Annotated in this window: 1 protein-coding gene; it reads left to right on the plus strand. The window is 65.1% G+C overall.

Going from position 1 to position 1,365, the window contains the following annotated elements; genetic code table 11:
- Nucleotides 1-91: 91 nt before the first annotated feature.
- On the plus strand, nt 92-1,365 hold a 1,274-nt coding region (gene ltrA / locus ACYVIH_RS12190; RefSeq protein ID WP_460869715.1), incomplete at its 3' end, for a group II intron reverse transcriptase/maturase.

Raw genomic sequence — 1,365 nt, forward strand, 5'->3', positions numbered from 1 at the left:
AGGATCGACAAGGGGTAAAGGAGACACAGCCGTGAATGCGGATGTTTCGTGGCCAGCCGACACTTCGGAGGCGTGGGCACGGGTACTGAGAATGCAGACGAAACTGCACCAATGGGCGACGACCGACCCCGGTCGTCGTTTCGATGATGTGTTCAACCTGGTCTATGACCCCGGCTTCCTCGTTGCGGCGTGGAATTGGGTGGCGGGCAACAAGGGAGGTCGCACCGCCGGAGTTGACGGAATCGCCCCGCGATCCGTCCCACCGGAGAAGGTGCACGGGATGCTCGCCGAGCTGCGCGAGAGCGTCAAGCGCGGCGAGTTCGTCCCCGAACGGGTGCGTCAGAAGTCGATCCCGAAAGCGAACGGCAAGGTCCGCAAGCTCGGGATTCCGACGATGACGGACCGGATCGTTCAAGCCTCTCTGAAGCTGGTGTTGGAACCAATATTCGAGGCCGACTTCCAGCCGTCCTCGTATGGGTTCCGGCCGCGCAGGCGGGCGCAGGACGCGATCGCGGAGATCCACTTCTACGCCTCACGTGGCTACGTGCAGGTGTTTGAAGCGGACATCACCGCGTGCTTCGACGAGATCGATCACGACGCGCTCATGCAGCGCGTCCGGGCGAGGATCGTCGACAAGCGCGTGTTGCGCCTGGTCCGCGGGTTCCTGAGAGCGGGTGTCCTCAGTGAGGACGGCGTGAACAGGGACACCTACACCGGCACCCCGCAAGGCGGGATCCTGTCGCCGCTACTGGCGAACATCGCACTGTCCGTGGTGGACGAGCACTTCCAACGCAAGTGGGATGCGCTCGGCCCGCAATGGTCGCGCACGAAGCATCAACGCGCCGGGGGCGCGACGATGAAGCTGGTCCGCTACGCGGACGACTTCGTCGTCCTCGTCCGAGGCACCCGCGAGGATGCCGACGCGCTCTGGGACGAAGTCGCCGCGGTGCTCGCGCCGATGGGTTTGCGCCTGTCGGCCGAGAAGACGACGGTCACGCACATAGACACCGGGTTCGACTTCCTCGGGTGGCACATCCAGCGCCGCCGGATCAGAGGTCACGGTGGGAAGACCGCGATCTACACCTACCCCTCACGGAAGTCGCTGGCTTCCATCCGGGACAAGGTGCGGACGCTGACCCGCCGGGCATCCCATCGAACGCTCGCAGACCTGCTGCGCCGACTCAACCCGGCGCTGCGGGGCTGGTGCGCCTACTTCCAGCACGGCGTCGTCAAACACCTCTTCAGCTATCTCGACCGGTTCGCCTTCTGGCGGATCGTGGGCTGGCTGAAGAAGCGGCACCCGAAGCTGAACATGCGCACCCTCGTCAGGCGACTTCTGCCCCGGTGGCAGATCCGCGCCGAAGG

This window comes from Nocardioides pakistanensis (genome assembly GCF_054781215.1).